Raw genomic sequence first — 23,197 nt, 5'->3', positions numbered from 1 at the left:
AGCTAAATGAGTTTTCTACTCCTCAATTCCCAAAAACATTCTGCAGTCGCTTCTATATCCGCTGCCGCATTGTGGGCTTCATCAAAATAAGTTCCAAATAATTTGTAATATAATTCCGACAAGGAAGGCCATTTGTATCCATAGGGACCATTTATAGCACAATACTCTTTCGTTGACATCATTGTACAAATTTTGCTTTTGAGAGGAATACTATTTTCCATTCCATTGCGAATAAATTCTGCACCAATTATTTTCTCATCAAACGCTATGTTATGGGCAACGAGGGAATCTGCTTCTTCAATAAGAGAGCTGAAATTTTCTAATACATCCTCAAGTAGCAGCCCATCTCTTTTTGCAATGGCTGTCGTAATGCCATGTACTCGTGCTGCTTCATCAGGAATCACAAATCCTTCCGGTTTAATAATATAATTTTCAGCAGCGATCCGATTGCCATTTCTATCAAATGCAACATATGCGAGTTGTACCAATCGAGGCCAATTATTTAAGTCAGTAACTAGGGCATCATAATCTTTTGGTAAGCCCGAAGTTTCAGTATCAAAAAATAAGTAAGAAATATTAGTGTGGGATGTTTCGTTTGTTTCATCATGGTCCACCTCACTTTCATCCTCCAAAACAGAATTTTGAATTCTCCCACAGTATTGCCCAAGCTGCCAGACCCCTTCCTGAATATTACCATATAAATCAGTAAAAGTTCCAATACCATCAAACACACCACGCATGAATTCTCCCTCATAACTACTCCCATCAGAATAATCTACAAACCCTTTCCCCCCAAATTCTCCGTCCACAAATTCTCCGTCGTAATATCCCCCTTCTGAAAAGTTCAATATCCCTTTGCCATGGGGTTCTCCATTTTTAAACTCGCCTTCGTAAAGACTACCATCAAGATACATAAGTGTTCCGACTCCATCAAGTTTACCGGCCTTAAACTCGCCTACATATTTTCCCCTATTGGGATGGTATAACATTCCTTGCCCCGTAAGCTGACCGTCTTTAAATTCTCCTTCATAATAACTTCCATCCCGATAAGTTAGGGTACCGTTTCCATTGAACTCACCGTCTTCGAATTCGCCTATGTACTTTTTCCCATCCGGATAAGTTAATGTTCCACTACCACAAAATTCATAATTTTGGAATTCTCCCTCATAACACCTACCATCTGGGTATTTTAAAACACCAGTTCCTTCGTATTCATTATCCAAAAATTCCCCTTCGTAAAACTCTCCGTTGGATCTAGCTAATGTGCCTTTACCATGATATCCTCCATTCTTAAACTCACCTTCATAATTTTCGGCTAATGACCAATAGTTTGTATTACCCACTTTTGTTTCGCGGCTTGGCAAAAACAATGTTCCAACCCCACTATATTCACCGCTTTCAAATTGTCCCACATACTTTTCTCCGTCAAACGAAAAAAAAGCACCTTTCCCATGATATTTATTATTTTTAAATTCTCCTTCGAATCTATCTCCATTTGGGTGGGACATTACTCCAGTTCCGTTGATCCTACCTTCTTTAAATTCTCCCTCATAAGATCTTCCATCCTCCAGAATCAATGTTCCACGCCCCAACCCAGTTATTTTTCCTTCCCTAAATTCTCCTAAGTAATTGAGTCCGTCAGGATGAATAAAATATCCTTTACCATGATACTTCCCGTTCTCAAATTCACCAACATAGTATCGACCATCTAGATGTGTTAAAGTACCAGAACCATTGAATAAATTATTTTTAAATTCTCCTATATACTTTTGACCATCCGGCCAGATATAAATTCCACTTCCGTTAAAATTGTTATCCTTAAACTCACCTTTATAATATCTTCCATTTGGGAATGTTACAGTTCCTAAACCATTGCATTTACCATCTCGAAACTCGCCTTCATATTTTGCTCCATCCGCATAGATGAATGTTCCTTTTCCATTGTAATCACCATCTTTAAATTCCCCCTCATAGCGGCTTCCATCTTGTAGCTTTAAAATCCCAATACCATGACATAAACCTTTTTTAAAGCCCCCCTCATAATAACTAACATCTGGAAGCTTCAAAATCCCAATACCATGAAATTTACTTTTCTTAAATTCCCCGTCATAACAACTTCCATCTGGAAAGGATAAAGTTCCTTTACCATATCGTTGACCATCTCTAAGCTCTCCTACATACTTTCTACCATCAGAATAAATTACAGTCCCAAAACCATTGGGTTGACCATCTTTGAATTCCCCTTCGTATTTTTTCCCTTCAGGCCATGTATAAATGCCTCTCCCGTTATATACCCCATTTCTAAATTCACCTACATATTTTTCACCTTCAGAAAGACATTTAGCTCCATAGCCATCAAACGAAACATCTTCAAACTCTCCTGGATAACTTTCCTCAATGGGAATACGGTTATTATCAATCATATAAAAGACTTATTATTTTTTTGAAAATCTTTCAATACTTTTAATACTGGCATTGGGAAATTTAAAACACTCTTCTCCATCAGTTTTTACAAATGATGTATATCCTTTTGGAGATTTGCTTCTTTGCAAAACAAGATCTTTAACTACTATAGAACTATCATTTTTAAAAATCACAGAATAATCAGCTGGTAAAAAATCATACAAATAGGATCTTATTTTAGTCCCTGATGTTCCTAGCGGGTACTTGGTCCAATTGTCTATTTCTACAGATGATTGCTCTTCTAATACTCCTTTTTCAAGCTTTTCAATGACTTGTTTCACGTCCTTAAATGTCGGCATGTCTTTAAATAACTCAATAAAAGCATCATCATATATGTATTTATAGGAGTTTTCGTTTAATGCATCCATCACTGCATCCGGCACAATCATTATTTTATCAACCTTTGACGGTTTCAAAATTGGCATGTTCGAAAGAATATACAAATGCCCATTTACGGTTTTATAAGGTCTTGCTTTAAATCTTTTTGCCATAGTTGTCATATTTCAATTCCAAAACTCCGCCAACGTCTCCGCCTGTTGCAACACCGTTTCCGTAGCCAGTTTTTGCATATCCGGTGGGTAGCCGTATTGGCGAAGGGTGCGTTTGACGACGACCTTTAACTTTTTCCTGACCGATTCTTTTACTGTCCAGTCAATGGAGGCATTCGCTTTTACGCGCTCCACCAGCACACGGGCCAATTTCAGAAGAACATCATCACCCAGCAGGTCTTTGGCACTCTCGTTACTGGCCACTGCATCATAAAAGGCCAGTTCATCCATGGACAGACCAAGCTTCTCCCCTCTTTTATCTGCTTCTTTGATTTCTTTGGCCAGATCAATCATTTCCTGGATGATTTCGGCGGCTGATATCAGATTGTTTTGATAGCGTTTGATGGATGATTCCAACATCTCCATTAAAGAGCGGCTTTGAACTACATTATGACGAGCACGTAGTTTTATCTCATCATTGAGAAGCTTTTTAAGAACCTCCAATGCAAGGTTTTTGTGCTTCATGTCGCGCATCTCTTCCAGAAACTCATCATCCAGAACTGAAAGTTCTGGTTTTTTGATGCCGGCAGCATCGAAGATGTCCACCACCTGCTCGGAGACAATGGCCTGGTCGATGACCTGCTTGATAGCCGTTTCTATTTCATAGTTTGATTTGCCACCGGTTGTTGGCTCAAACTTCATCAAACGGGCTTTGACGGCCTGAAAGAAAGCGATTTCATCTTTAGCATCCATGGCTTCTTCATGAGGAAGTGCAATGGCAAAGGCTTTGGAGAGAGCGGTTACTTCACGCACAAAACGGTCTTTGCCGTCTTCCAGACTAAGAATATGCTCAACAGCTGCCAGGATAATTTCCAGTTTTTGCCTGACTGACGCATCAAAATAATTCTCATAGGCAAAGGATTTGCCGTATAACTCCCGATCATCGGCTGCCATAGCATATTGCGTGTTCTCTGCCGGTTTCTCTGAAAACATCTGTGAGACGACTTCCAGTTTTTCCAACATCAGACCAACAGCTTTCTCCTGTGCCTCCGCCGGATCACCTTTACCCCCACTTTCTGAATAAAATGACAATGCTTTTTTGAGATCCGAAGCAATGCCAAAGTAATCGACCACCAAGCCACCCGGTTTGTCCTTGTAAACACGGTTGACGCGGGCAATGGCCTGCATCAGATTGTGTCCTTTCATGGGTTTGTCGATGTACAATGTATGCAAACTGGGTGCATCAAAGCCGGTCAGCCACATATCCCGGACAATAACCATCCGCAAAGGATCTGCAGTGTCTTTCATCCGGTCGGCCAGTGACCGTCGCTGCTCTTTGGTGGTATGGTGTTTCATCAGCTCCGGCCCGTCGGATGAAGCAGCAGTCATAACCACTTTGATGGCTCCTTTGTCCAGTTTGTCACTGTGCCAGTGTGGTCGTATTTTAATGATTTCGTTGTACAAATCCACTGCAATGCGGCGACTCATTGCCACAACCATGGCTTTACCTTCAATACCGCTATTGGTGCGCTCTTCATAATGGAATACGATGTCCTCTGCCACTTTTTGCAGTCGTGCCTGACTGCCGATAATGGCTTCGACTTTTGTCCATTTCATTTTAGACGATTCCTGAATTGTCTCTCCGTCGCCTAATTCCGCGTCTAATTCTTCTATTAATTGCTGGCCCTCTTCTGACAGGTTGATTTTCACCAGACGGCTTTCATAATAGATGGGTACCGTAGCCCCATCGTCCACCGCACGGGCAATGTCATAGATGTCCACATAATGACCAAAAACGGCCGGGGTGTTCACATCAGTAGATTCTATCGGGGTGCCGGTAAAACCCAGGTAGGTTGCATTGGGCAGCGCATCACGCATATATTTGGCAAAACCATACACCAGGCGCTGACCAACCACATTGCCACCATCGTCTTTTACATCCACCGCTTTGGGCTTAAAACCGTATTGTGTACGGTGGGCTTCATCGGCGACTACCACTATATTGGTACGATCTGACAACTGTTCGTAAACATTGGTGCCGTCCTCCGGTTGAAATTTCTGGATAGTCGCGAAAACTATTCCTCCGGATGCCACTTTCAGGAGTTCTTTGAGGTGTTCACGGCTTTCTGCCTGCACAGGTACCTGGCGAAGCAATTGTTTGGAGGCGGCAAATGTATCAAACAGCTGATCGTCCAGATCGTTGCGGTCGGTAATGACCACAATGGTGGGATTGTTGAGCTGCAGCACCAACTTACCACTAAAAAAGACCATGGAGAGAGACTTTCCACTGCCCTGAGTATGCCAGACCACGCCTCCTTTGCGGTCTCCGCTGTTAGATGAGGCTTCTTTTACTGATTCAATGGCTTTGTTGACGGCATAATATTGATGATAAGCTGCAATTTTTTTCTGTGTAGAATAAGCGAGTTGTTTGGTTATCGGATCTTGTGTGCCGGACTTTTCAAATACAATAAAATGTCTGATAAAATCAAGCAAAGTACCGGGATTGAGTAATCCCTTTATCAGTACTTCCAACTGACTGGTCAATGTGGATGCTTCCTCAAGTCCGTCACTGGTTTTCCATGCCATGTAACGCGTAAACCCAGCGGATAAAGAACCTGCCCTGGCATCGGCTCCATCAGACAATATACAAAAGGCGTTGTAGCTAAAAAGAGAAGGAATGGCTCCTTTATAGGTCTGTATTTGATGATAGGCAGATTCCAGTGTTGCATGCTCATCAATGGCATTTTTTAATTCAAATAATACAAGGGGTAAGCCATTGACAAAAAGAATTAAATCGGGACGTTTATTGGTATTGTTTTCTATGATCGTAAACTGGTTCACCACCAGAAAATCGTTCTGTTCCGGATTTTCGAAATTGACCAACTGAACCCTGTTGCCACGTTCCACACCATCTTTACGGTACGTCACCGGAAAACCTTCTGTCAATATCTCATGAAACGCCTGATTATTGACCATTAAATCGGGAAAAGCAATGCGCTCAATGTTTTTCAGTGCCTCCTGCCTGGCCTCTAAAGGAATTTCCGGATTGTTCCGGTCAATGGCTGATTGCAACCGCCCTCTCAGAACCACATCGCCAAAACTACTGCGCTCGGGATGATCCCCATCCGGTGCAATTATTGCGCCGTGCAAGTATTCCCACCCCAGGCTTTGCAGTTCTTCAATGGCCCATAGTTCTATGTCGTTTTCGGTTAGTTTGGTCATTTTTGTAAAGAAAATTTGACAATGTGTAAAGATTTACAATATCTTTGTAAAATAAAAGAGTGTTTAAATACATTTAAAATATCTCACCAACCATCTGTAAAGTGTAAGCGTTGAAAGAGAAACGAAGCCGTTAAGTTCGCTTGGCGGCTTCTGCTTTTTTATAAGTCTCATATTCCCTGAGATGCTTCTGAAGCTGTCTTCTTCCTCTGATCAGATAAGCAGTCCACGGCAAAATGTAATTTCCCCTATCATCCAACACGACTAAATATTGTTCGGCTTCATGTAAAATCAAAATACGGCTCTTTGTACCTCCCTTACCTCTTCGGGTATTTCGCCAAACTTTCAAATAACTGTGTTCAGAGTCATCAATCATTGGTCTGGGCCATCCAATACGCTCCATTCGTCTAACATCGGGAGTTCGTTCACTTTCTATATTTCCTTCATGAGTCATATGATAGAATGTGTATTCCTTATTATCAACCAGCGGATATTTTTTCAATCCCAGTCTGATACCTTGAAAAGTAGGCTTGGTATCAATAAAATCATTTTTAAAAATTTGATAAACAGCTTCAATATATTTTTCAAAACTTCCACCAAATGCATTTAATTCAATTAACTCAGGCAGTTCAAAAACCTCCATAATTCCAGCCCCTCCTGTAGCCCGAATGCCATACAAAAAGGTTAAACTTTCTTTCTGACGGCAACGTGCTTTTCATCAAGCTGTAACCACTCCGCCTTTTAATAAGGTCAATAAGCTCTACTTTGGCTTTATTTTCAGTCAATCCTCGGTAAAAATAGGACAATGCACCAATTAGTAAATCAGTTATTTGAAGCAGACTTACTTCATCTGAGCGAACTTCCTGAATTCGCTTAATAACGCTTTGAGAAAAATCGTAATGATTATTACAAATTACATCATGTAGTTTTTGAACCTTTTCAAAGCCCTGGGTATCTTTAATGTCCAAATAGATATAATAGGATGCATGGGGTGAAATGATGATTTTCAGCATGTCAAAATACATCTTGTAATAAAACTGATCATGTGTCTGATCATATCTTCCATGCTCCAACTCTCCTTTATCCGCCACAACTAATCCCCTGAAGTTTAGCTTATCAGTATCAAAAAAGAAATTAATCAATTCTCTGTAAAAGTCAGCTTTAGATTTTGAAACCTTATTCCATTTTATTTCGAATTCAGGTTTTAAACCATGCTTTTGTTTAATCTCCTTTATCCTGTCAAATAGCTGTTTCTTATCTTCTTTGGCACACCAAACAGCCCCCAACACCATTGATTTATGAGGGTCATATTCCAGATGACAGCTTTCGTCGCAGTATATGTTGTACTCAGTCATAAAGCTTGCCTTAATTCATTAAATTCTTAATTATCATGATTACCTGATTTTAAGATTTTATTATTGTGTACACGCTTATGCTGAAGGCTTTTGGCTCCAAAGTTAATGAGCAAACCAATTTCCAGATTGTAGGCTTCCACGTAATTCATTGCCTGGGCCAGATGCACGTCTTCAAGATTCACAAGCGCTTTTATTTCGACCATAATGCAATCTTCTACAAAAAAATCAACGCGACGGGTGCCAATATTCTGACCTTTGTAATGCAGCGGCATTCCAAATTCGCGCTGAAAATTGATGCCTTGCAACTCCATTTCAATAGCCAAAGCTCGCTGATAAATCACTTCTTGAAAACCATTTCCAAGGTGCTTATGGACTTCCATTGCGCAACCAATGATTTTGTAGGTTAGGTCTTTGTATTGCATAATTACAAAATTATTTGTTAAGGTTTTTAAATCATTGTCTGAACCATGATTTAAAGGATTAATTTGATTACCCTGATTTAAGAAAAAAATCATGTAATCAGGAAAATCCTAAAAATCATGGTTCAGACATTTTTCACATTTCAGACTTTCACCCTCACCTCCCCACTCATCAACTTCGGCAATAACGTGTCGCGCAATTGGGTAAGGATTTGGATTTCTTGTTCATTTGAATTTATTTTCTGACTAGAGAAAAAGGATATCTCACCAAACTTATTTTGAAGTAATTTTGATGGTATTAATACCTCCATTTCGTTTAATTTAGCACGGCTTAATTCTGTCTGTCCTGTAGAACCTTCTGCCATATGTTCAATCTCTCGCTCTTTTCCTGTTATGAGGTATGATAGAAAAAATTTATTAATCCTTTCTTCATTGGCTCTAATTATAGAAACATGGGAGTCAACGGTTGTTGGTTCTTCTTCTATTCTTTTCACTACTGCTGTTCTTCCAAGAGTTCCAACACCGGTAGAATTCACTAAAACATCAAACGGTTTAATAAATTTAGATTTTGCATTTTTTAGTTCATTGTTGTGTCTTCTACCTAATGAAAAATCAATTGACTTATTTCTGATGCACCTTTGATTTAAAACACAAATGCCACCTTCATTCATATACTTAGGAGATATTCCTCTAGAGACTAATGCTGTTATATCTTGCAAACGGCTAATGTGCCACCCCTCCGGAATCTCCCCCAACTCACTCTCCACCATTTTTCCTGCAGGCACCAACTTCGTTTGGTGCGCAGGTAAACCATCGCTTGTTGTGTGACCAAACTTTTGAAGCTTATCATATTCTCGTTGCAACCATGTACGACCGAAACCCGTCTTTAACTCCTCCTCTCTTGCCCTGGTTTCATCCTGTGTGTTAAATTGTTCCCAGTGAATGATTTTAACAGGTTTATGTATTTTGGTATGTTTAGCCCCTTCACCTGTGTAATGTTCATAAAACCTCCGATACAAGTCATTGGTCATTCCTTTATAAAAAGAGCCATCTTCACAAAGCAAGACATACACAAACCAGCTTTGCCCATCAGGTGCTGGTGCCCCACCAACGCGACTATAAGTACAAACTTTAGCAATTTCTTCCAGGTTTACCTGCCCCTGAGGGCGATAGCCCGAAGGAAGGCAGGGAAACTCAAACTCTACAAACCAACGCTTGAAAAGGGTTTGGGCCAGTTCTTCCAGGGTTCGATTTTGCTGGCGAAGGAGGTCAATTTTAATACTTAGGTTATAATAGAGATTACCGATATAGTCTTGGATTTCTCTTTTTGGGTATGGTAAAATAAGCTTATCAAAATCTGTCTTTTTTAAATGAGGGATAACTCCACTAACATCTAAAGTTTTGATTTGATGTTGTAATTCTCTTGTCCGCAATGAGGCCAATAGGTAGTATGGATTAATTACTTCCTTGTTAATTCTAAGAGCAACCATATCCTGTGCAATAACAAACCCCACAGGGTCTGGGACTAAACATACTGCACCATTCTGACTCCCTTTTAAGGTTAAAATTAAATCTCCAGGTATTGGGTGAGCACGAAACCAAGAATCAAATATTTCTTGCGAGACAAAGAAGGCTCCATCTATTCTTGGGAATAATTGGTTATTAGTGACACAGTTCGTTTTTATTAGAGGTATTCCTGTATCTGCCGTAGGAACTGTTTTTCCTCGGTTATCTACGATAAAGCTTGTTGTATCGGCTAATGAAATTACATTTATACTCATAACTCAATCCCGATTTTAGCCAATTGTGTTTTAATTTCCTGATCCAGCTCTTGGGCTTCCTTCATTTGCTCACGTAGTTGAGTGGTTAGTGTATCCACCTTTTCCTGAAAGGGAATGCCATCGTCCTCTTCATCGGGAATGCCCACATAACGGCCGGGCGTTAATACAAACTTGTGCTTTTGAATATCTTCAAGCGTGGCAGATTTGCAGAAGCCTTTTACATCTTCGTATTTGTCTTTACTCTCCAACCAATTATGATAGGTGTCTGCCACCTTCATCACATCCTCATCTGCAAGTACCCGGTTTTTGCGGTTAATCATATACCCCAGTTCCGAGGCATCAATGAAAAGCACCTCTCCGTGACGTTTCTTTTTGCCGCGACGCAGGAACCATAAGCAAGCCGGAATTCCGGTATTAAAAAACAGTGCTTTTGGCAGCATTACAATACACTCTACCAGGTCATTTTCCACCAGGTTCTGCCTTATTTGTCCTTCGCCTCCAGAGTTAGAACTTAAAGAGCCGTTGGACAATACAAAACCAGCTTGTCCGGCATTGGGATTCAAATGATAAAGGAAATGCTGAACCCAGGCAAAGTTGGCATTACCCACCGGAGGTGTACCAAATTGCCAACGGGGATCGTCTCGCAACAAATCGCCGCTCCAGTCACTCACATTAAAGGGTGGATTGGCAATGATATAATCGGCTTTTAAATCCTTGTGCGCATTGTTGAGAAAAGAACCTTCTGTGTTCCACCGGATGTTTGAACCATCAATACCGCGAATGGCGAGGTTCATTCTACACAACCGGTAAGTGGTCTGGTTACTCTCCTGTCCATATACCGAAATATCGTCTAACCGTCCCTGGTGACGTTCAATAAACTTCTCACTCTGAACAAACATTCCACCACTTCCGCAACAGGGGTCATAAACTCTCCCCGAGTATGGCTCCAGCATCTCAACCAGTAATTTCACAATACTCTGCGGAGTGTAGAACTGTCCACCCTTTTGACCTTCAGCCAACGCAAACTGGCCAAGAAAATATTCATAGACTTGTCCCAAAACATCCTGGCTTCTGGCTTTTTCGTCACCAAGCGCAATGGTACCAATAGTATCAATCAAACTACCCAACGATTGCGGGTCTAAGTTCTGACGTGCATAAACTTTTGGAAGTATGCCTTTCAGGGTGGGATTATCCGCTTCAATTAAATCCATGGCATCATCAATCAGTTTGCCGATGTTTGGCATTTTTCCCTGTGACTGAATATATGACCAGCGCGCTTTTTCAGGAACAAAAAAGACATTCTCTGCGCCGTACTCATCCTTATCCTCCGGATCAGCTCCTGCATACTCCCCTTCTCCGACTTTCAGCTTTTCGTAAAGCACATCAAAAGCATCAGAAATGTATTTGAGAAAAATAAGACCAAGCACCACATGCTTGTATTCAGCAGCATCTATATTATTGCGCAGCCTGTCTGCGGTTCTCCATAATTTTTGTTCGAGCGTTTCGTTTGCGCCGTTTCCGTTTTTCTTAGCCATCTATTTATTGTATAGTTTTTTCGATTATTCGGGTAAAATTAACATTTCATTCGGGAAAAATGGCGGAAATTCAGGAAAGATATACAGAGAATCATATGTATTTCCGTCAGTTCCCCTCCGCATCTGTATCGGGACAGCATCGAAACTGCGTTGTAACAGCTCCATTTTAAAGTCATAGTAAAGTCGTTTTAAAGTCGTATTAAAGTCTAATTAAATTCAATTATAACTGAGTTTGATTTGACTTTATAATGACTTATTAATAACTTATAAATTAATTTGTAGTAAACTTGCCAAGAAGTTGTTAGGAACCTGATCAGAAACTGGCAGGTGACAAAGCATTTTGAGAAAGAAAAACATTAAATAACCTAACCTGGACAAGCCAGAACCAAACTATTAAAAGGATAAGCTAATGGCGCAGCCATTTTGCGTTAAATTACTGGTAACTATTTTGCCAAAAAAACACGAATATTAGGAGTAAGACACTAACAAACAAAACAATGGCACGATTAAAACAAGGTATCAACGGGCCCGGGCAGGGCCGGATTGGCAATGTAATTATGTACGAAATGTATGGTAAGACTTACCTCCGCTCCCGCCCGGTTATCTACAAAGACAAAAAATCTGAAAAACAATTGGCACAAAGACAACGACTAAAACTGGCGCAAAACCTGGTACGATATCTTAATGACCTGGTTCGCATTACCATGAAAGACATTTCAACCGGACGATCAACCTACCACTCAGCTGTTTCATTGAATCTGAAAGAAGCCATTGAAGGCAATTACCCCGATCAATACATTAATCCTGAAAAAGTTGTTCTCAGCAAAGGAGACCTGACACTTCCCAATTCGGTAAGTTTGAAAAAAACCGACGAGGGGATATTACTGGAGTGGTCAATCGAAAATCAAAGCGAGGGCTTCAATCACCCCTCCGATAATTTAATCTGGTGTATGAAGGACATAGAGTCCTTTGTCTATGCAGATTATCAGGTTACAACCATTAAAAGACATCAGGGGAAGACTTTGCTGCATGTTCCTGACTCTCAAAGACCGGTGGAACTTTGGATCATGTTTCGCAGTGCAGACGAGATGAATCTAAGTAACACAAGATGGGTGGGTACGATTGGTTAAGGGGTATTATTAAGAAACCAGCGATATGCAAGTTCTTAAAAATCAATTTGACCGATTCTATCGGGCTCTTGACTCCTTTCGGTTAGGCCTGGAAACCACGCCTACCGAATCAAAAGAAAACCTGATGAACTATCTGGAAAGAATTGCTGAAAAAACGAACAACTTTTTGAAAAGAGAGGATGATAAAGGCAGGAATGGCCGCTAACCCGGATTGCTCTTTAAGATAATAATTTCAGTTTATCTTTATTTAATTGTTCAGAACCATTCTTTTCATAAAACTTCACCTCTTAATATTCTGATTTTTTTATTAAATTCGGATTCCGCTTTTTAAAATTACTAAACATGTAATGTATATATACGATGTTGGCGTTTTTTATTCATTAAAAGTCTTTAGGCGAAGCGCGGAGAGAGTGGAATAAATATTGCAAAAAACTGTATGAGTAGATTAGTCTCCATAAATAATACATTCGAAAGCTATCAAAGCTTAATCTCTCTTTTTGAACAACATAAGGATAAATTGTTTGGTAATATCCATCTTGAAATCCATAATTTTTTTGCTGCCAATATGAGTACAGCTCTTGGGGCTGTTTTGGATAAGTTTACAGCCAATCTAAACGATATTCATTTTGATTATCTCAGTCCACAAATTGAAACCATCCTGTTAAAAAATGATTTTCTGACGTATTACGGAAAACAAAGAGCACTTGATGTAAACAATACGACCATCAAGTTCCAAAAACTAAAACCCACTGACGGAAAGTATTTCAAAAATTATGTGATTGAGGAGCTTATTGAAGGGCACAACACCGACTTACCGAGGATGTCGGACGGGGTGAAAGAAAAAATCATAGAAGCCATTTATGAAATATTTGTCAACGCCCAGATTCATAGTGAAACTAATTTTATCTATACATGTGGTCAATTCTTTCCTAATAAGAACAAGATAGAATTTACAATCGTTGACATAGGCATTGGTTTTAGAGAAAAAATTAATAGACGATTTGGAAGAAGTCTTTCTGCTACACAGGCTTTGAAGTGGGCCGTGCAAGATAAAAAAACCACCAAGCAAGGTGTTTCAGGTGGTATTGGTTTAGCAGTTCTTAAAGAGTTTATAGGAATAAATAAGGGTAAAATGCAGATTGTAAGTAATGATGGTTTTTATCAATTTGATGATAATGGTGAAGACTTACGGATATTCAATGGCGAATTTCCGGGAACAATTGTAAATTTGCAATTCAGAACAGATGATAGAAACAATTATTCACTGAAAAGTGAAATTGACATAAACGATATATTTTAAAGATATGAAAAATATAACAATCAATATAGCAAACACTATTGGGGATGTTTACGGAGTAGAAGCCGAAGATGGACAAAAAGTGTTTGAGCTTATTGCCAAAGCGTTTTCAGATAAAAAGAAAGTAACCCTTTCTTTTCAAAATATAGAAATGCTCACTACTGCATTTCTTAACACTGCCGTTGGTCAATTATACAAAGATTTTCCAGAAGATTACATTAAAGAAAATCTCAAGGTTTCTGAAATTTCTGAATCGGGGAAAGTTTCGCTAAAAAGGGTAGTTGATACAGCAAAGCTTTACTATAGAGACCCCGAAGCACTTAGAAGAAGTATTGATGAAATAATTGAAGATTGATACTATGGGCGCGAATTACAAATTGCAGGATTTCAATCAGCTTAGGGACAGAGATGTTTTTGTTGATGCTAATGTATTGATTTATCTGTTTTGGCCAACAGGTCAGGTTTCGTTTGAAAAAAATTATGCTCGTGTTTTTAACAATTTATTGAGACAAGGAAATAAGCTGTTTATTGATTTCTTAATATTATCGGAAGTGATAAACCGTGTTGTGAGGATTGAACATCAAAAAATAAATCCGGCTTTAAAATTTAAAGATTTTAGAAACAGCCAAGACGGAAAAGATGTGTTGGAGGACATTTATATTATTATCAAAAATGATATTCTGAGCCGTTTTAATGTGGTTGAAAGGTCCTTTGATAAGCAATTAATTGAAAGTTTTCTTATTGTTGATGAATTAGATTTTATTGATAAGGCTATCGCCTCAGTCTGTTCTGAACAGGGGATGGTGTTGCTCACAAATGATAAGGATTTCAAAAATAGCGGTTTGGATATTCTTACAGGCAATCCACGCATATTAAATTAAAACATGAAACTGCATTGCATAACCATATATTCAAACCAACCCCTCTTCCAATTGCCCTTTCCAGACAATGAACCCTTTTTTTACATCTGAGTAGTCATGAAATATTCTATTGAAATTTTCAGGCTGATTTTCTATAAAGAATTGACGCCCTTTATTACGGATGGTGGTTAGATCTTTGTTAATGATGTTAAGATTCTCTTTCAAACGGCTTTTTTCAAAGCTCCAGATATAGGTTGCCTCTTCTGTGACAAGCGTTTCAACAACTATGTGATATTTTTCTTCCCCTTGCAGTAAAAATACAAATGAAAAGGGAGACAGTACAAATCTGATTTTAAGGATGTGAGATAGATGGTGCTTTAGCAAAAATTTAATCTGTCTGTAATGCTTAACCGATTCATCTTTCAGTATCTCGTTAATAAGTTCTTCTTCAGAATTAAATAGTTGGTTGTCATTTTGAAGACTATTTAAATCTACAATATTAGGATTATTACGCTTTTTACCCCCAATTATCTCCCGGTTCAAGAATTGAAACCTAACACTGTCAATTATTTCAGAATTTATACGGTCAATATCTGATGATGTAGCATTTTGAGCAATTAAGCTCCCATCCTTATATTCAGCATAAATATCCGCTTCAATATTTATGACTCCCAATTGCCTGGAAAAATAAGGTTTTAAGATGGAAAATTCAGGTCTGATGGTGTCATTGTCGATCGAAAACTCAATGACTTCACCGGTCTCTTTGTCGATGTAGTTGAAAAGAACATTTCCATAGTGAAACTCCAATTGATCAAATTTGAGTTTTATCCGTTCTCTGATTTCAGTATAAAAAGGCTTGGTGTCTTGCTGATCTTCAGCATTATCAAAGAGGGAGCGCTGCTTTTCCAGTTTTCTGTAATGCGCATTCCGTTTAAGAAACATCTTATTGAGATAGTCAATCTTATAATCACGGTAATCATAAATGGTTGGAGTTATTTCGGAGCGTTGAACCCGGCCAATATACTGTATCAGCTTTCCTTTAAAAGAGAAAGGATAAGCAAGAAATAACCTGGATACATTTTGAATATCGCTTCCTTCACCAAAGAACTGACCGGTGGTTATTAAAACTTCGTAATGGCCTTCATTTAAAACTTTCCATTTTTGTTCTCTGGATGCTTTAGAATCCGCTCCACTAAGGGTAACTGTTTCGTGGTGTTGTTTAAGAAACTGGTAAAGCGTATTGATGTGTTCTTTTCTTTCGGTAATGACTACACACTTATTCCCATTACTTATCTCACTTCTGATATCATTAATAATTTGGGTATTTCTGGTTGAATCGTGAATGAGTATTTGAGATAGGGTTTCAAATGGGTCGGTTTTTGAATTGAATGGAACATCAAGCTCGGTACTCTTTACAATTATCCTGGCTTGCTGAGCGTTTTGAACTTTATTTGATTCAACCTCAAATATGATACTTCCTAACTGTATGGAGATTAGTTTGTCGTCAGTATGTTTCCGAAACGGGGTTGCTGTTAAGCCGTATAAGTAAAAGGTGTTAAGTTTGTTAATAGCTTCCGAAAAAGATTTTGCAGGTATATGTTGACATTCATCGATGATTATTGTTCCGAATGAATTCATCAAATCTTCGTTACCTTTTGTGCTCAACTTCTTTGAAAGGGATTGAATCATGGCAACGGTTACATTATCCCCAATTCTACTTTTGCCTTGCCCGATAGTACCAATTTTAGTTTTAGGTATTCCCAGGAAGCTTTGTATTCTGTCTATCCATTGTTCTGCAATTTGTTTTCGGTGTACCACGATCAAAGAAGGTTGTTTCTTCTCAGCAATAAGCTTTAAACCAATTATAGTTTTTCCACTACCCGGTGGAGACACAATTATCCCAAAGTCTTTTTTAGCTGTTGCTGAAATTGCTTGCTTTTGATGCTCTCTAAGTTGAATATCACAAGAGAAATGGACTTCTTTCAGTTTATTCCGGTTATCGATAAATTCAAAATCAACTTTTTTCTTGTTACAGAAGGTAATCAGCTTTCCGGCCATTCCCCGCGGTATTTTAATTTCATCGTCCTCTTCTTCAATGAAGTTAAAGTATCGGTCAATCTTGTATGTGCTTTTGCCAAGCTTCTTTTTTATGAAATATTCAGTGTTGGCAAAATTCAGTTTCTCTTTCAAATAGTTTATTAGGTCAGAGGTTAAACCGGAGCGATTCAGAATGATTTTATTGCTCAGCTTGATTTTTAATTTACCGCTCTCTTTTTGTACTGATGGTTTAGAGGCCAATGGGGCGGATATATATTTAGAAAATTGTTGGTAAAACCTTTCTTCGGGCAGACGTTTTATGCTTTCTAAGTATTGCCATTGATTTTCAAATGCCTCAAAGGTATTTGCATCTATGAAACAGTTATTTCCCTGTTCTAATGTTAATTTATTGAATGGAAGAGCGATCAGGTTTCCAAATCCTTTTCCTGATAGGTAATTCTGGTTTGGGAATAGTCTGTCAAAACTGGAATATTTATCGAATTCGGAAATGATGCCACATTCTTTGAGCAATCCGATAAATAATTTTCTTGATTCGATTGCCGGAAGTGGTTTTTCAAAAAAAATCCAAACATGAGCTCCCTTACCAGACCGGGAACGTTCAATGTATGACGGGATTCCGTTTTCATTGCATTTATTGTGAAACAGAATGCATTCTTTCTTCCAGTTTTCTTTGTCAAAATCTGCAGCAAGAAACCACGAGGTGTTATCTTCCAGAAGCGGATAAATTCCAATGAACTGCTTTCCTTCAAGGTGAAGTTTTATTTCATGTTGGGTGAGGGGTCTTCTTGTTTTGTCTTTAAATGTTGCTAAAGTACCCCCACTAAATTTATGCTGCTTGTACGCATAAGGGTCATAACTATAAGCCGGCATGTAACCTTTTTTGCTGCCTTTTTCCCAGCGAATGGCGAATACATCTTCACGACATCTGAAGAATTGCTGTATTAGTTCAATATGGTGCTTTAGGTCGCTCAAAATTGTTGTAAAGCTTTCTTGATAGCAAAGAAAATAATAATCTGTGGTTATTTATTCTAATAAAAATAAAGTTAAGCTTAAATCTCCTCCATTTGAAGGAAATTTTAATAGAGAGTAATGATTAATATCGTATATCGCGATATGCGATATTGGATAATTTAATAATTACCTGGATATTAAATTAAAAGCGCTTAATTATGCCTGCTATCACGGATTCTACTTTCTAAAAATATGCTTCTACTTTGACCAAAGGCGCTACCCGAATCCTCTCTTAATTTATTCATCTTTCACCACAATCAGGTGGCAATGAGCATTACACGTTCCAATGCATTTTTTCGTATTCTTAACCTTTAATTCATTGACAAAAAGCAATGTACAACATTAACTTACACTCTCCTAATCCGTAAAACTCATTAAACAAAGTTCAGCAAAGTCAATTTATTTTACCAAAACAAAAATATTCCAATTCCGGTGTTGATTTCACTATTTCTTTGATTCGTTCGTAACTAAAAACAAAAAACATGAAAAAGACAGCATTTATTTTAATGTTAACCCTTCTGTTCGATCCGGTTTTTTCACAGACAGAATTTTCTGTTCCCACTCTTCCCGACAGTGCCCGGTATCAAAGGATGGTTGGTCAGGCAAATTTTATCTTATTATCTGAAATAAACTACGCAAAACAAATGGGACAAACAGTGGAAGAGGTAGCCACCCATGTTGGCAATTTGTTTAAAACAACCTGGCCAGCAGAGAAAGAATTTAAAGGTTTTGTACAGGGCTGCCTTTATAATTTTTATTGCTACAGCCCTATTGGTGAAGTGAAAATCCTGGAACAATCTGATGTACATGTCGTCTTTGAAACAACAAATTTATTTTCATGGCTTAAGGAAAACGGGTCGGTATTCGATGTAACTTACGAGGAATACATCACCTATTTGAGAATTATGCATGAGCAAATCGCTGATTATATGAATTCCAAAGTTTCATTTGAAGAGAACAATAAAGGGTTGATCGTTACCCTTAAAAAGAAAACCTCCTGATATCCCTTTTACTGAAATCAACACCTATTTTATTAGGCGGAAGTGAAATCCACCCTGAAAGACTAATAATATTCAAACCGATGATTAACCATATTCTTTTAAAAACCAGTTTTTTAGAATAACAAGAAGATATTTAAACGGAAAGAAAAATATTTTCTGAACAAAATTAAGCATGATATGATTGCACATAGACCTACTGGAATAGTGACAATCAGGCAACAATAAGCCTTCGGAAAGGATTTAATGATCAGGCTAATACTCTGAATTATAAAAACTTTAATTAACGGGAAAGTGGCAGTAAAGACGGCCCAGAGAATTGTTTTGAAATTAATAAGAATTGTTTGAGACTGACATAACCGGTTATTCGAAGCAAAGTTTTAATTCGATTTTATTTTTTTGATAAATCCTGGTACACAGTATTAACAAAAATATTAATGGGTATCCATGATTCCCCTTCTTTTAAAAGATCTTTTGTAGGATTTGCAGCAATTACTTCATCTAGAGTTTTACCTTCCTTAATAAGTTTAAAAATTCTGATTTTTGATTCAACTAACATATTACGATAATCGTTTAATTTTTGACGATTAGAAATAACACCATGTCCGGGAATAATAATTGTCTTTTCATTACAAAGTTCCAAAATACTATCAATTGCTCTTATGTAACCTGCGATTGTTCCTCCATAATAAATGTCAATAACAGGAAACCCGTTGGAAAAAAATAAATCTCCTGCATGAATGATATTTGAAGCCTGGAAGTAATAAATCACATCACAATCTGAGTGAGCATTTGGATAGCTGATAGCCTGAACTATTTCATTGTTAAAAAATAGTTTAAGTGAATCTTCAAAACAAATTACTGGTAAATATTTATCAGAATATGGTAAAACTTTCGGATATTTCATTCCCTGGATTTCAGGGATATTCCACTCAGATAACATACGTTTCCTTGTTTCTTCATTTGCAATAATGGTAGCTCCGGTCTCGGAAAGCTTCATATTTCCTCCCACATGATCAAAATGAAAATGAGTATTTAATACATATTTTATTGAGCTATCTGAAATAGTTGACACTACAGAGTCGGTTTTGAATGCATATTCTTTAGTCCCTGAGTCAACTAACAGCAGTCCTTCAGGACCTGCCATAACTACAATATTACATCCATATTGGCTTAATAAATAAAATTTGTCGGCTATTTGGTTAATCTCTTTTGTGTTTAGCATTGCATTCTGAGCATACACCCAGTTACAGACTGAAAAAAAGAAAAAGATCAGCAATATAAAATAGCGGTGTAAGTTGCCGGGATTCATTTTATTAGTTTATGTTTTTCTTATCTTAGTCAAAAGTTAGTCTATTCTTTAATCCAAGTCAAATAAAATGTAAATAAAATAATTAAAATGAGGCTATTGCGACCTCATTCCTTTATTTAATGAATAGCAACAAAATGGACTTTGCAGAATAACAAAAGACCCAAAACAATTATTACAAGTGGGTAGTAGTGAATGTCCCCCTTCCCCTCAATTAACCATCAACAAACAATAGAAATAAAAAAAAGCGCATCTCTCTGTTTAAAACTGAAAATTTGCGCTTTTTGTTTTATTCAAAAGTCATGAATCAATACCTCCCGGCAAGTTTCAACATATTCTTTTTAATCAGATTTTCCGTTGTACGGGCATAGCGCTGCGTCATTTTAATATTGGAGTGACCAAGTGTTTTGGAAACCACCTCCAGGGGCATGTCATTTTCCAATGCCACCGTTGTTGCAAAAGTGTGACGGGCAGTATGCGTTGAAATAGGTTTTACAATGCCACAGAGGTCCGCAATTTCTTTCAGGTAGCTGTTCATCTTTTGGTTGCTCAAAACCGGCAACAATATGCCTTTATCCAGCAATTCCGGTTTGTCCTGGTATTTCTCCAGCAACCGCCGGGCAGCATCGATGACAAAAATGGTGCTCATTTGATGAGTTTTTTGACGTTTCTTATATATCCAGAGAAAACCATCCTTGTCTGTTGTCAGATGTTCCGGTTTGAGGGTTTTTACGTCGGAAAATGCCAGTCCGGTGTAGCAGCAAAAGAGAAATATATCACGTACCTGGTCAATGCGCTCAATGCGCAATTCCTTTTGGCGAATAGCCTCTAGTTCAGTGTCGGTTAAGTAAACAGCATCCACCTGATTCAATTTGAATTTAATGGTAGCAAACGGGTCTTTCTTCAACCATCCATTTGCCAAGGCAATCCTGACTATCTTTTTAAAGTTTTTCAGATATTTGGTGGTGGAATTGTGAGCGCAGTTGCGCACTGTTTTAAAGTAAAGCTCATAATCCTTTACAAATTGCTGGTTGAGCTCATCCAGAGCCAGGTCTTCCCGCTTGTAGCGCCAGCGAATAAAATCTTTGGTATGCTTGTAGCTGGTTTCATATCGCTCCACGGTACCTTTGGCAAAATCAATGCCCATTAATTTTCTTGCGTTTTCATTGTGCTCTCTAAAAACACTGAGGATGGTGCGCTTTTGTTCTTTCTTGCCCAGCAGTTTCTCTTGCAACAACCGGGGAGTAACTTCTACCTCTTCGTAGGATAAGTACTCCACAATTGAGGCTATGCGCTTTTTGAAATGATCTAAAGCTGCGTTGATCGCTTCCCCTTCCGGCGCATTCTTTTTAACCTTCTGCTGGATGTCGCTCCAGTGTTTGGGCTTTACACTTCTTTTGGCGGCAAACTCTGTGCGCTCCTGATTGATGGTGATTCTGACAAAAATGGATGCTTCCCCATTCTTAAGCAGTTTTGTTCTTTTAATAAAGAACAGGATTCTGACGTTCTCAAGTCCACTCATAACAGTTAATTTTTGAGGTTAAAACTATTGCTATGAGTTCATTTTTAAAGTTTCTGAAAGGCAGTAATACAGGGCGATTGAGCGCAATTTAAAACCGTTTCTGGTGGACTAAAATCGGGTTTTATAAAGTCCACCGGAAGTCCACCAAAAATATGCGTTTTTTAGCCCTTTTTTGCACCGTTGTGCACATAAAAAAGCCCTGTAAGTGTTGACTTACAGGGCTTTACTTCTTTTTGCTTATGTTCCCAGCGGAGAGTGAGGGATTCGAACCCTCGAAACCCTTTTGAGGTTTACACACTTTCCAGGCGTGCGCCTTCGACCACTCGGCCAACTCTCCTAAAATACTGCACGGGAGGAGAGGCTCGAACTCCCGACACCTGGTTTTGGAGACCAGTGCTCTACCAACTGAGCTACACCCGTGTATTTTAGCGTTTGTGCGGTGCAAAAATAGTTTTTTTGTACCATACAACCCAACGTTTCTATGGATATTTTTCAATATAATTTCAAGCTTTTGACAATCAAGTTTTTTTATCGTCTTAAACAATAAAAATTGAACTCTGTCATCCATTCAAACGTTCTTTCAATACACGCAGAACGGATTTAGTATAACTTTTTCTTGCTTTTTTTACATTCAGGCATTTGTTTTGCTGAATATACCATGTTAATTTAGCTGCCTTTGCCGGAACACAAACTTTTTGGCATAGGAAATGCATAAGTTATTTAAGAACGATAAACTCAAAATTAGATACCGATGAACTCAAAAAATCTCATTTTACCCGTTTTGCTGATGATGTTTATAGCTGCCTGTAACCCTCTGAAACAGGTACAGGGATATCAAACCAGCATGAGTCAGGCCTACGAGACGAAGGATTATCCGGGAGTGTTAACTGCATACAACCAACTTGAGAAATACCATCAAACCAAAGAAAGCAATATAAAACCGGAATACCTGAAGATGGCCGGGAATGCCGCTATGGAGATGGAGAATTACACCAAAGCAGAAGAAATCCTCCGCAGAAACATAGAGAAAACAGGAGATATTGAAGCAGTGGAGATGTTGGCTGAAGTTTACAACAAAACTGGAAAAACAGACAAAGAATACCATTTGTGGTCAGATCATTACGACCAGCTGGAATCTGAAGAAAAGAAAGCTGAAGTTTCACAAATACTCTTTGCCTTTGAGATGAAACGTAAAGAGTATGAGAAAGCACTGGAAAGGGCAAAAAGAATGCCTTCGCTGACCGATCCCCGATTCATGTTTATGCGCGTGGAAGCACTCGAAGCTACAGGGAAAGAGGAGGAAGCACGCGAAATCAACAACAAGATACTGGAAGGGAACCCGGATTTTAAACCGGCAATGGAATGGAAGGCCATGGACATCACCGAAAGAGCCGAAAATTGGTATAAGGCAGAAATGTCCAAATACAACAAAGACCAAAATTACACGGCCTACGTTTACCTGAAAAGAGAGTTGAAAAAGATTTCTTCCATGTTCCGCCAAAGCAGAGAGCTTTTTGAGAAGTTGCATGCCGAAGATCCGGACAACCAGCAATACATCAGATATCTAAAAAATATATACTTACGCCTGGACATGAAAGAAGAGGCCTCCAAAATGGATATGTTGCTGGAGAATCAGCGGTAAATTGGAGAATAGAGCTTAGAGAATAGTGAATAGAGGTTTTGTTACCCCATACCGATAAAAAAAATGAGAAAAAAGGCTGTTGCGATCATTTTCTCAACAGCCTTTTCTAT

Annotated in this window: 18 protein-coding genes and 2 tRNA genes; 7 read left to right on the top strand and 13 right to left on the bottom strand. The window is 38.5% G+C overall.

Going from position 1 to position 23,197, the window contains the following annotated elements:
• Nucleotides 1-2: 2 nt before the first annotated feature.
• The 8 genes from W7W_RS22820 to W7W_RS0106030 form a co-directional block, all read right to left on the bottom strand.
• Entirely contained in the window at nucleotides 3-2,423 is a 2,421-nt protein-coding gene (locus tag W7W_RS22820; protein ID WP_010662925.1) for an exonuclease domain-containing protein, read from the bottom strand.
• 12 nt (nucleotides 2,424-2,435) lie between these two features.
• A complete protein-coding gene (locus W7W_RS0106060) occupies nucleotides 2,436-2,954 on the bottom strand; it encodes a hypothetical protein (RefSeq protein ID WP_010662924.1) in 519 nt (172 codons plus the stop codon).
• Nucleotides 2,955-2,966: 12 nt separating this feature from the next.
• Entirely contained in the window at nucleotides 2,967-6,173 is a 3,207-nt protein-coding gene (locus W7W_RS0106055; RefSeq protein WP_010662923.1) for a type I restriction endonuclease subunit R, read from the bottom strand.
• A 130-nt stretch (nucleotides 6,174-6,303) separates the two neighbouring features.
• Nucleotides 6,304-6,813 carry a hypothetical protein gene (locus tag W7W_RS0106050; protein ID WP_010662922.1) on the bottom strand — a complete coding sequence of 170 codons (510 nt, stop codon included), beginning with the start codon at nucleotides 6,811-6,813 and terminating at the stop codon, nucleotides 6,304-6,306.
• Nucleotides 6,800-7,525, bottom strand: coding sequence for a DUF3800 domain-containing protein (locus W7W_RS0106045; protein WP_010662921.1), 726 nt, complete (start codon nucleotides 7,523-7,525; stop codon nucleotides 6,800-6,802). Before W7W_RS0106045 ends, W7W_RS0106050 begins: the two co-directional genes overlap by 14 nt.
• A 26-nt stretch (nucleotides 7,526-7,551) precedes the next feature.
• Nucleotides 7,552-7,947, bottom strand: coding sequence for a GxxExxY protein (locus tag W7W_RS0106040; protein ID WP_025006910.1), 396 nt, complete (start codon nucleotides 7,945-7,947; stop codon nucleotides 7,552-7,554).
• Nucleotides 7,948-8,087: 140 nt separating this feature from the next.
• A complete protein-coding gene (locus W7W_RS22815) occupies nucleotides 8,088-9,725 on the bottom strand; it encodes a restriction endonuclease subunit S (protein ID WP_010662919.1) in 1,638 nt (545 codons plus the stop codon).
• Entirely contained in the window at nucleotides 9,722-11,260 is a 1,539-nt protein-coding gene (locus W7W_RS0106030) for a type I restriction-modification system subunit M (RefSeq protein ID WP_010662918.1), read from the bottom strand. The genes W7W_RS22815 and W7W_RS0106030 overlap by 4 nt, the downstream gene beginning before the upstream one ends.
• Before the next feature lie 497 nt (nucleotides 11,261-11,757).
• Between W7W_RS0106030 and W7W_RS0106020 the strand changes: the two genes are divergently transcribed.
• The 5 genes from W7W_RS0106020 (at nucleotide 11,758) to W7W_RS0106000 (ending at nucleotide 14,568) form a co-directional block, all read left to right on the top strand.
• Nucleotides 11,758-12,390 carry a DUF6266 family protein gene (locus W7W_RS0106020; protein ID WP_010662917.1) on the top strand — a complete coding sequence of 211 codons (633 nt, stop codon included), beginning with the start codon at nucleotides 11,758-11,760 and terminating at the stop codon, nucleotides 12,388-12,390.
• Nucleotides 12,391-12,415: 25 nt separating this feature from the next.
• On the top strand, nucleotides 12,416-12,595 hold the full coding sequence (locus W7W_RS0106015) for a hypothetical protein (RefSeq protein WP_025006911.1): 180 nt from the start codon (nucleotides 12,416-12,418) through the stop codon (nucleotides 12,593-12,595).
• A 231-nt stretch (nucleotides 12,596-12,826) separates the two neighbouring features.
• On the top strand, nucleotides 12,827-13,690 hold the full coding sequence (locus tag W7W_RS0106010) for an ATP-binding protein (protein ID WP_010662916.1): 864 nt from the start codon (nucleotides 12,827-12,829) through the stop codon (nucleotides 13,688-13,690).
• A gap of 4 nt (nucleotides 13,691-13,694) precedes the next feature.
• Nucleotides 13,695-14,042: an STAS-like domain-containing protein gene (locus tag W7W_RS0106005; RefSeq protein WP_010662915.1), complete on the top strand. Its 348-nt coding sequence runs from the start codon at nucleotides 13,695-13,697 to the stop codon at nucleotides 14,040-14,042.
• A 4-nt stretch (nucleotides 14,043-14,046) separates the two neighbouring features.
• Nucleotides 14,047-14,568 (top strand): type II toxin-antitoxin system VapC family toxin, encoded by a 522-nt coding sequence (locus tag W7W_RS0106000; RefSeq protein WP_010662914.1) that lies wholly within the window; start codon nucleotides 14,047-14,049, stop codon nucleotides 14,566-14,568.
• A gap of 30 nt (nucleotides 14,569-14,598) precedes the next feature.
• On the opposite strand, the gene W7W_RS0105995 is transcribed toward W7W_RS0106000, so the two are convergent.
• Nucleotides 14,599-17,577: a DEAD/DEAH box helicase gene (locus tag W7W_RS0105995; protein WP_202947197.1), complete on the bottom strand. Its 2,979-nt coding sequence runs from the start codon at nucleotides 17,575-17,577 to the stop codon at nucleotides 14,599-14,601.
• A 521-nt stretch (nucleotides 17,578-18,098) separates the two neighbouring features.
• Here W7W_RS0105995 and W7W_RS0105985 point away from each other — a divergent pair.
• Nucleotides 18,099-18,617, top strand: a complete 519-nt coding sequence (locus tag W7W_RS0105985; RefSeq protein WP_010662912.1) for a hypothetical protein — start codon at nucleotides 18,099-18,101, stop codon at nucleotides 18,615-18,617.
• 388 nt (nucleotides 18,618-19,005) lie between these two features.
• On the opposite strand, the gene W7W_RS0105980 is transcribed toward W7W_RS0105985, so the two are convergent.
• The 4 genes from W7W_RS0105980 to W7W_RS0105965 form a co-directional block, all read right to left on the bottom strand.
• The gene (locus W7W_RS0105980) at nucleotides 19,006-19,926 is read right to left on the bottom strand and encodes an MBL fold metallo-hydrolase (RefSeq protein ID WP_010662911.1); all 921 of its coding nucleotides are present in this window, start codon (nucleotides 19,924-19,926) and stop codon (nucleotides 19,006-19,008) included.
• Between the two features lie 304 nt (nucleotides 19,927-20,230).
• Nucleotides 20,231-21,445, bottom strand: coding sequence for a site-specific integrase (locus tag W7W_RS0105975; protein ID WP_010662910.1), 1,215 nt, complete (start codon nucleotides 21,443-21,445; stop codon nucleotides 20,231-20,233).
• Nucleotides 21,446-21,694: 249 nt separating this feature from the next.
• Nucleotides 21,695-21,782: transfer RNA gene (locus W7W_RS0105970), tRNA-Ser, on the bottom strand.
• Nucleotides 21,783-21,792: 10 nt separating this feature from the next.
• Nucleotides 21,793-21,865 (bottom strand) — tRNA-Trp (locus tag W7W_RS0105965).
• A gap of 331 nt (nucleotides 21,866-22,196) precedes the next feature.
• Between W7W_RS0105965 and W7W_RS0105960 the strand changes: the two genes are divergently transcribed.
• Nucleotides 22,197-23,087, top strand: a complete 891-nt coding sequence (locus W7W_RS0105960) for a tetratricopeptide repeat protein (RefSeq protein ID WP_010662909.1) — start codon at nucleotides 22,197-22,199, stop codon at nucleotides 23,085-23,087.
• Nucleotides 23,088-23,197 lie beyond the last annotated feature (110 nt).

The organism is Marinilabilia salmonicolor JCM 21150, from assembly GCF_000259075.1.
Taxonomy (GTDB): Bacteria; Bacteroidota; Bacteroidia; order Bacteroidales; family Marinilabiliaceae; genus Marinilabilia; species Marinilabilia salmonicolor.
Note: the sequence above shows the minus strand (reverse complement) of the source record. Positions and strands in the feature narration are given on the sequence as shown.

Excerpts from the sequence above, each read along its gene's own strand:
- W7W_RS22815 (WP_010662919.1), bottom strand. The coding sequence starts at position 9,725 with ATGAGTATAAATGTAATTTCATTAGCCGATACAACAAGCTTTATCGTA.
- W7W_RS22820 (WP_010662925.1), bottom strand. The coding sequence starts at position 2,423 with ATGATTGATAATAACCGTATTCCCATTGAGGAAAGTTATCCAGGAGAG.
- W7W_RS0105975 (WP_010662910.1), bottom strand. The coding sequence starts at position 21,445 with ATGAGTGGACTTGAGAACGTCAGAATCCTGTTCTTTATTAAAAGAACA.
- W7W_RS0105985 (WP_010662912.1), top strand. The coding sequence starts at position 18,099 with ATGAAAAAGACAGCATTTATTTTAATGTTAACCCTTCTGTTCGATCCG.
- W7W_RS0106045 (WP_010662921.1), bottom strand. The coding sequence starts at position 7,525 with ATGACTGAGTACAACATATACTGCGACGAAAGCTGTCATCTGGAATAT.
- W7W_RS0106060 (WP_010662924.1), bottom strand. The coding sequence starts at position 2,954 with ATGGCAAAAAGATTTAAAGCAAGACCTTATAAAACCGTAAATGGGCAT.
- W7W_RS0106030 (WP_010662918.1), bottom strand. The coding sequence starts at position 11,260 with ATGGCTAAGAAAAACGGAAACGGCGCAAACGAAACGCTCGAACAAAAA.
- W7W_RS0106010 (WP_010662916.1), top strand. The coding sequence starts at position 12,827 with ATGAGTAGATTAGTCTCCATAAATAATACATTCGAAAGCTATCAAAGC.
- W7W_RS0106005 (WP_010662915.1), top strand. The coding sequence starts at position 13,695 with ATGAAAAATATAACAATCAATATAGCAAACACTATTGGGGATGTTTAC.
- W7W_RS0106050 (WP_010662922.1), bottom strand. The coding sequence starts at position 6,813 with ATGGAGGTTTTTGAACTGCCTGAGTTAATTGAATTAAATGCATTTGGT.
- W7W_RS0106015 (WP_025006911.1), top strand. The coding sequence starts at position 12,416 with ATGCAAGTTCTTAAAAATCAATTTGACCGATTCTATCGGGCTCTTGAC.
- W7W_RS0106020 (WP_010662917.1), top strand. The coding sequence starts at position 11,758 with ATGGCACGATTAAAACAAGGTATCAACGGGCCCGGGCAGGGCCGGATT.
- W7W_RS0106000 (WP_010662914.1), top strand. The coding sequence starts at position 14,047 with ATGGGCGCGAATTACAAATTGCAGGATTTCAATCAGCTTAGGGACAGA.
- W7W_RS0106040 (WP_025006910.1), bottom strand. The coding sequence starts at position 7,947 with ATGCAATACAAAGACCTAACCTACAAAATCATTGGTTGCGCAATGGAA.
- W7W_RS0105980 (WP_010662911.1), bottom strand. The coding sequence starts at position 19,926 with ATGAATCCCGGCAACTTACACCGCTATTTTATATTGCTGATCTTTTTC.
- W7W_RS0105960 (WP_010662909.1), top strand. The coding sequence starts at position 22,197 with ATGAACTCAAAAAATCTCATTTTACCCGTTTTGCTGATGATGTTTATA.
- W7W_RS0106055 (WP_010662923.1), bottom strand. The coding sequence starts at position 6,173 with ATGACCAAACTAACCGAAAACGACATAGAACTATGGGCCATTGAAGAA.